The organism is Rhizobium sp. BR 362 (genome assembly GCF_036528765.1).
GTDB lineage: Bacteria > Pseudomonadota > Alphaproteobacteria > Rhizobiales > Rhizobiaceae > Rhizobium.
The window spans coordinates 1-7,331 of the sequence record NZ_JARWGH010000067.1 but is presented as its reverse complement, the minus strand read 5'-3'; the positions used below and the strand labels follow the sequence as shown (position 1 = coordinate 7,331).

4 protein-coding genes and 3 pseudogenes are annotated in these 7,331 nt (G+C 57.3%); 2 read left to right on the top strand and 5 right to left on the bottom strand.

The features are described 5' to 3' along the window. Window positions 1-53: 53 nt before the first annotated feature. Window positions 54-1,268, top strand: a pseudogene (locus QDY28_RS30380) (IS701 family transposase); the annotation flags it as partial. A gap of 507 nt (window positions 1,269-1,775) precedes the next feature. On the opposite strand, the gene QDY28_RS30375 reads toward QDY28_RS30380, so the two are convergent. The 4 genes and pseudogenes from QDY28_RS30375 to QDY28_RS30360 form a co-directional block, all read right to left on the bottom strand. Continuing rightward, window positions 1,776-2,084, bottom strand: a complete 309-nt coding sequence (locus QDY28_RS30375; RefSeq protein WP_331384817.1) for a winged helix-turn-helix transcriptional regulator — start codon at window positions 2,082-2,084, stop codon at window positions 1,776-1,778. Window positions 2,085-2,244: 160 nt separating this feature from the next. Then, a pseudogene (locus tag QDY28_RS30370) lies at window positions 2,245-2,559 on the bottom strand (Fic family protein); the annotation flags it as partial. Between the two features lie 520 nt (window positions 2,560-3,079). Further along, a complete protein-coding gene (locus tag QDY28_RS30365) occupies window positions 3,080-5,134 on the bottom strand; it encodes a 2Fe-2S iron-sulfur cluster-binding protein (RefSeq protein WP_331384814.1) in 2,055 nt (684 codons plus the stop codon). A 56-nt stretch (window positions 5,135-5,190) separates the two neighbouring features. After that, window positions 5,191-5,801: pseudogene (locus tag QDY28_RS30360) on the bottom strand (glutathione S-transferase family protein). A gap of 120 nt (window positions 5,802-5,921) precedes the next feature. Between QDY28_RS30360 and QDY28_RS30355 the strand changes: the two are divergent. Further along, window positions 5,922-6,815: a LysR family transcriptional regulator gene (locus tag QDY28_RS30355; RefSeq protein ID WP_331384813.1), complete on the top strand. Its 894-nt coding sequence runs from the start codon at window positions 5,922-5,924 to the stop codon at window positions 6,813-6,815. Window positions 6,816-7,193: 378 nt separating this feature from the next. Here the strand turns inward: QDY28_RS30355 and QDY28_RS30350 are convergent. Further along, the coding region (locus QDY28_RS30350) for a transposase domain-containing protein (protein ID WP_331384816.1) at window positions 7,194-7,331 on the bottom strand (138 nt) is incomplete at its 5' end.

Genomic DNA, 7,331 nt, shown 5'->3' with positions numbered 1-7,331 from the left:
CTCTCAGGTAACGATGATCGGCCATCCTTGGCATTCCAACGAGGGTGCATGGGATGGCAGAGCAGAATGTTGCATTGACGGATTGGCTGAAGCCGTTCGTTGAGAAGCTTGGTCACAAGAAGCGGCGGCAGATGTGCCCGGTGTATATTTCGGGCCTCATCGGACCGGGCGATCGCAAGAGTATCGAGCCGATGGCGGAACGTCTGGCACTAGATCGCTACGACCGCCTGCATCATTTCATCTCGGATGGGATTTGGGATGCCGGTCCTCTTGAGGCGGAACTGGCGGTGCGGGCCGACAGGATTGTCGGGGCTTCAGATGCTTTTCTGGTGATCGATGACACGGCTATTCCGAAGAAGGGCGACCATTCCGTTGGGGTCGCACCGCAGTATGCGTCGATGCTCGGCAAGCGCGCCAATTGCCAGACGCTAGTGTCGTTGACGCTGGCCCGCGACGAGGTTCCTGTTCCCGTTGGCCTGCGGCTGTTCCTGCCCGAGAGCTGGACCAGTGATCAGGATCGGATGGCGAAGGCCGGCATTCCCGAGGAGATGCGCCGATCCCGCACCAAACCGGAGATCGCGCTCGACGAGATCGATCGGCTGATGGCTGCAGGCGTGCGGTTTGGTACCGTCCTTGCCGACGCCGGCTATGGTCTGTCGGCTGCGTTTCGCCAGGGGCTCAGTGCACGCAATCTCACCTGGGCCGTCGGCATTCCCAAGCATCAGAAGGTTTATCCTCATGATGTCGCATTGATCTTTCCTGTCGCCGGCCATGGAAGACCGCGCAAGCATTCGATCCCCGATACGCTGTCGACCGCAGCCGAAGCGATCCTGGAAGGAGCGACCTGGAAGAAGGTCAGTTGGCGTCACGGCACCAAAGCTCGACTGACCGCACGCTTCGCGGCCCTACGCATTCGGATTGCTGATGGCAACCCGCAACGCATCCTCGACAAGGGACAGCAGCACATGCCGGGCGAAGAAGCGTGGCTCGTTGGTGAATGGCGTTCAAACGACGAGCGCAAATATTATCTCTCCAATCTGCCGGCCGAGGCGACCTTGAAAGCTCTCGCGGCCGCCATCAAAGCAAGATGGGTCTGCGAGCAGGCCCATCAGCAGATGAAGGAAGAACTCGGCCTCGATCACTTTGAAGGCCGATCATGGCAGGGCCTACACCGACACGCGTTGATGACGATGATTGCCTATGCCTTTCTTCAGCATCAGCGCCTCAACAAGGCAAAGCGGGAAAAAAAGAAAGAGGCACGGCCCGCCTAAGCCGACACTGCCAGCTGTCCGGCGTGCCGTCATAGCCGCACTCTCAAACCACCATCCACCACAACGATGTCCACACTGCCGTATCAGGTTCCAAATGAACCTAAATTCAATTCTGCCAAAGTAGTGCTAAGTGAGCCGTCCCGCAGGGCAGGCCAGGGCCTGACTAACTCGAGGGGCGACGTAACAGGCGCCGGCCTCCTCGACATGTTCGCGCTGAGGATCGTCCGTGACAGCGAACGCGGGCCTCTGTTCTCCACGCTGCGGATCAGGCAGTTCGTGACCGGCCTCGCGGCGACCCGGGCTCCGGCTTTAAAGTACGAACTTTAAGGGCAGAAACAGGTTTTCCGTCGGCGACGACTAGATCCTAACTGCAACATTCCGCCCAAAGAACGCGGGGGAATAGCATTGCGCCCTTCGAAACGCATCGGCCAATGTCACCAGAGTTAGCCCACCTCCTGCTGCCAATCCGGCGCGACCAAGGCTGCTATCCTCGTCACGCCCCGTCTACGCCTGCTGATTGAAGTTAGCTCGCGCTTTGACCACATCATCCTGATACGCAACCGACCACTCGATCAACGCCATAACGGGTGTCATCAAGGTTTGACCCAGCGGCGTCTGCCGGTACTCTACCCTCGGAGGAATTGTTGGAAAAATTTCCCGGGAGACCAGGCCATCTTTCTCCAAGCTCCGCAAGGTCAAAGTTAACATACGCTGCGAAACTTCGCCGATGGTGCGCTTCAGCTCGTTGAACCGCATCGGACCGGCGACCAGATGTGCGATGATCAACATGCTCCACTTGTCGCCTAACCGCAGTGTCGCGCTGGCGACAGCGATTTTGAGTAACGAAACAACTCGCTTTAATCAGAGTCGCTCGATTCGATCGCCTTGATCGGAGTCGAACCTCAGGCGCGGTAGTTTGGCGTCTATTGCAGTTGAACGGAATAGAAGCAATGACCCATATTTATTGGTTTCTTTATTCAGTCGTGGGCAAGGGATCAGTGCCCTCGCTCAGAATTGCGAGATACCGTCTATAGCTGAAGACGCGCCCGCGCTTGCGACCCGCCACTTCCTCGATGATGCCGAAACGCTCCAAGTCTGCCAGCGCTGCATTGACTGTGGGCGCGGATAGGCCTGTCGTCTGAACGAGCTGATTGGCGGTAAAGAACAGATTTTGCTGAAAGAGATCGTGAATGCGAAGCGCTGAACCCGCTCGATCGCTTTCTGTTGTGATCCGCTCACGGTCTTCCTTGAACACGTCGACAATCCGGGTGGCGGCGCCGAACGCCTGGCGCTTGCCATAGATCCGGCAACTACGACATCCTGCTTATACACCGCGTCGTCCCCGCTGTGATTGCCGCTCACCCAAACGAGAAACGATCTTAGCGTCCTTCACCGGTGACGTCAGCAGAAGTCATCGTCATGATTATTGCGCATCTCTCTATCTGAGTTCGGATCTTACTGCCGTGGTAAACAAATTTTTCTACCGGGAAACTCCACTCCCCCTTGAAACCGTCGCCCGACGGGGATTGACACAAGTCCAGGAGACGCCGGTCGTTCTTGGCGTCTCCTTGTATCCATGTTGCTTATAAGGAGGATATGGCTATGAGGACAAACCTCGATTTCGCTCCCCTGTTGCGGTCAAGTATCGGCTTCGACTATAGCGCGACGATCAGGATGAGACGCGCTATAAGTTGCCAGAGAACTAGCAATCTTTCTCGGATCCTGACCCGTTGTAGGGGTCTGTGAGGCGTCCAACGATGCAGGTGTCTGCGTTCTGCACTTTGCTTCGGCACTGAATTTGCCAGCCCTCACATGTCCAGTTGCAAATCCTCGTTCATTTGTGCAGGCACCGAACAGCAAATCAGTGCCTCATCATCTGCCACAGCGTAGCTGGGCTCCGATCGATAACTGACCCCGCCCCCGATAATCTTGGTTCGGCAATCGCCGCAATGGCCGGCCCTGCAGCCGTAAGGCGGGCTTAGACCACTCTGCTCTGCGAGCTCCAACAGTGACCCACCGCCTGGCTTCCAGAGCGCGTCCTTTCCAGATTGAGTGAAAGTAACGAGGCTTGGAATCGAAGCGGGAGGATTGAGCGACGACGGCGATGCGGATACAGCACGATCGCGCTTCACGCCAGAGGGGCCGAACGTCTCGGCATGGATACGATCGTCGGCAACGTTTAGCCCACGCAAGCCGTCATACATCGACTGCATGAAAGATGCCGGTCCGCAGATGTAGAAATCATAGTCGCCAAATGGCAAATGTGCCTTCAACAGCGCAATGTCGATGCGACCGACTGCATCGAAAAGGCCCTCCTCATCGATATCGGGGGATCCGAGCACCCTGATATCCCGAACCGTGCCTTCGCTGCGGGCAACCAGTTCACCAATTTCGCGATCAAAGGCTCTTTCGGCAGAAATGCGCGACGACCGGAACAGCCAGACTGGTCGACGACAGCGCGTTCTGTCGCCGGTGTGGACGAGATGGCGCAGCATCGAAAGCAAGGGCGTGATGCCGATGCCAGCCGCGAGCAGAACGACCGGTCGGTTGCGTTCCATGGCGTCGATGGTGAACGCACCGACTGGCGCCAGTGCCTCGATCTTGTCGCCCTCCTGCATTGCGTGCAGGAGCGTGGATGCCCGCCCCTCCCGCTTCACACTCAGCCTATAGAAGCCATCCGATGGAGCGCTGGATATCGTATAGCTCCGACGGAGCGTCGCCGTCCCGTTTTGTATGCGGATCGGCAGATGCTGACCGACAAGGTGCGGAATAAGGGCCTCTTCATCGACCGGTGCAAGATGAAGCGAACGGATTGTTGAGCTTTCCTGGACGATACGTTCCACGCGGAAGCGCCTCCATGTCTTTGGCTGGGCGGCAATCTTCAAGCGGCTTGCGGCCTCCCTCCATGCCCCGGTCATCAGGCTGCTCGGTGAGATGCCGCCTTCGAGAAGGCTCCATCGCAGCGGCAACGGATCTTTGCGCAGCACCACCCTCTCCGGCAGGACACGCCAAAGGCGTTCCGCGCCATCAAAGGCGGCAATTTCGGGTGAATCCAAAATGACTTCAACCCTGCCGGTGATTTGCAGCATGTCACCCGTCTCATGATCAACGAACAGAAGTCCGGCGCGCGGATTGATGACGAAATTGCCGAGCGTGTTGAAGAACAGGTTTCCATTGAAATCCGGCACCGTCAGGCCACCATCGGCATCGACGCGAACGAAACCCGGCCGGCCACCTCGATGGGAGACATCCACCTGCCGTCCTTCACTGTCGCGATCCACATAAGATGCAACGAAAAAGGTGTCGGCAGCTTCGATGATGCGCCGTTCCTCTCCGTCCAGCCGGTCTGAAACCAGCGCTTCGGAACGGGTCGGCTTTGCCGGATCGCGCACAAAGCTGAACTGTCTATTCTGGATGTAGCGCGGACAATTGCCGAAGCTCTGCCCCACGGACACGGAAATAAAGTCATCGCCGTTGCGGATCACGGTCCCGTTCAAACGATTGCGTCGACGGGTGATGAGATCGACGCCAACCAGACCGATGGCATCACCGTCCTTCATTCCGGCTTCTGCCGGATCATCAGGATCGCCGACGGCATTGATATCCAGGGTCAGTGGATCGGGCGAATGCAGGAAGCCCGGCCGCCCACTACGGATCGTCGCCCATGGCATGCCCTCGCGATCGACCGAGCCGATGACAATAAAGGGCAGCAGATTGTAAAACTCACGATGCTGATCGAGCAGGAACCGACGCAAGACCTTGCGCCCGATCGGGTCCATCTGATCAACCACACCGGCGTGCCGCTGTAACTGCAGTTCCCCGGCATGCCATGGTGATGAGAGTGGGAATTCTTCAGCAGGCATTGAAACCTCCTACGAGAAGCGGCGGCCGGGACCAAAGCCCCGTCCGCAAGATTATCTCAGGCGGCGAGGCCGACTGCCGTTTTCGGTAGAGCGACAAAACCGGATAAAGCTTCGATCCGCGCCAACCATTGGCCAACCTGGGGATGCGGCGTCAGATCGACGTTGCCTTCGGGCGCACCTGCGATGTAGCTGTAGAGCGCCACATCTGCGATGGTCGGCCTATCGCCTATGATAAAGGGGTGTTTTTCGAGTTCCGCATTGATCAAGCCAAGTATCCGGTGAGCACGCGCAATCACCTCATCGGCCCGGAAATCTGCCCCGAAAACGGTGATCAGTCGGGCCGCGCAGGGGCCATAGGCAATTTCTCCGGCGGCAACGGAAAGCCACTTCTGGATCTTCGCAATCGAAGCCAGATCGTCCGGCAACCAGTCCTTGCGGCCAAGCTTTGTAGCAACATACACGAGGATTGCATTGGAATCGTTGACGACGACATCACCGTCTTCCAGCACCGGCACCTGGCCGAAAGGGTTGAGCTTCAGGAATTCCGGCGTCTTGTGCTCACCGTTTGCCAGGTCGAGGTCGATAATCTCGGCATCCACGTTGATCAAGACAGGAAAAGACGAGCGCGGTGCGCATGGCCCGATAAAGGAAAGTGGTAGAGTTTCATGGCTGGCTCCCTAACGGTCCGGACACAATCATCCGGTGACGGGAGAAATCTAGTGACATCCATATTTTTGTAGTAGAGTGTCATTTCTGTAGGCACCCTCTCATTTTATGGAAGGCGAGTATGGATCGTCTTGATGCCATGGCGGTTCTTTTGTCCGTCGCGGAACATGGCAGTATTTCAGCTGCGTCACGTGCCCTGCACGCGCCTTTGCCGACAGTCAGCCGCAAGATAGCTGAGTTGGAAGCCTATCTTGGTGTTCGCCTGTTCACCCGCACCAGCCGACGGATCCTGCTGACAGAGGTCGGGAAGGATTATGTCGCTGCGGCGCGCGAGATTCTCGAGCGAGTAGAAGAAGTCGAACGCCGTGCCACCGGGGAATATGCTGCGCCAAAGGGAGACCTGACAATGACGGCGCCGATTGTCTTCGGTCGCCTGCATGTGTTGCCAATCATAACGGACTTCCTGAAGGCATTTCCGGAGATCAACATTCATCTGACGATGAGTGACCGAATGATCAGTCTTGCCGACGACCATATCGATGTCGCTTTGCGCATCAGCGAGCTTTCAGATAGCAGCCTGATCGCGACGCGTCTGGGTTCGATCCGCACCACTACCTATGCCAATCCCGATTATCTCCAGCGGCATTCCCGTCTCTCGCATCCTGAGGACCTTAAGGGTCACGATTGCATAGCCTTCAATGGAGTACTTTCGACTCAGGTATGGGCGTTCCGCGAGGGCGAAAGAGAGATCGCCGTGCCAATTCGGACACGCCTTTCCGTCAATACCGCCGAAGCGGCGGTCGATGCTGCGGCGGCAGGTCTCGGGATAACGCGCGTCATGGCCTATCAGGCAAAGCGGGCCGTCGATCTTGGCTTTCTCCTTCCATTGCTGGAGGAGTATGAGCATGAGGCGTCGCCGGTTCACCTTCTTCATAAATCGGAAGGCCTGATGCCGCTGAAACTCAGAACGTTTCTCGATTTTGCGACGCCTCGGCTGAGGGCTTTGTTAAAATAGTGCGCGACTGTGCTGTGTGATGGGATTAAGACGGATAACCGAACTGCCTTAGGTTAAACGCCTTGAAGGAATTGGAACCCGCGACCCTGCTATTCCAAGCTCCATCTGAAACTGAATTGTTCGGCAAGCCGAGTGGTTGGCCCGATTGCCCATGACTGGTTTGGGCCGGAAGCAGTTATGCACGCGTCGACTGCCCTACTCTTTGTGCATCGGAGGCTGAATTGTATATTGGCGTTGTTCGATAGCGGGGGCGATATGGGCAGGAAGCTTACAACCATCTTCGCAGCAGAATATCCGTAAGCGCGATTTTCCATGCACATTGACGGGTCGGCATCCCTGAACGGCCCTCGCGTTGGTTGGTAGCGATATCCGGCTCTGTTAGGCCGCAGAGTTTTTGGAGAAGTTGAACGGTAGCAGGTCTCCAATGTCCGCGGTTTCGTCGCGCTGCGGCAACTCAGTGAGCACCTGGCGCAGCCAGGTGAGAGGGTCGACGCCACAGGCGCGACAGGTGAGCAT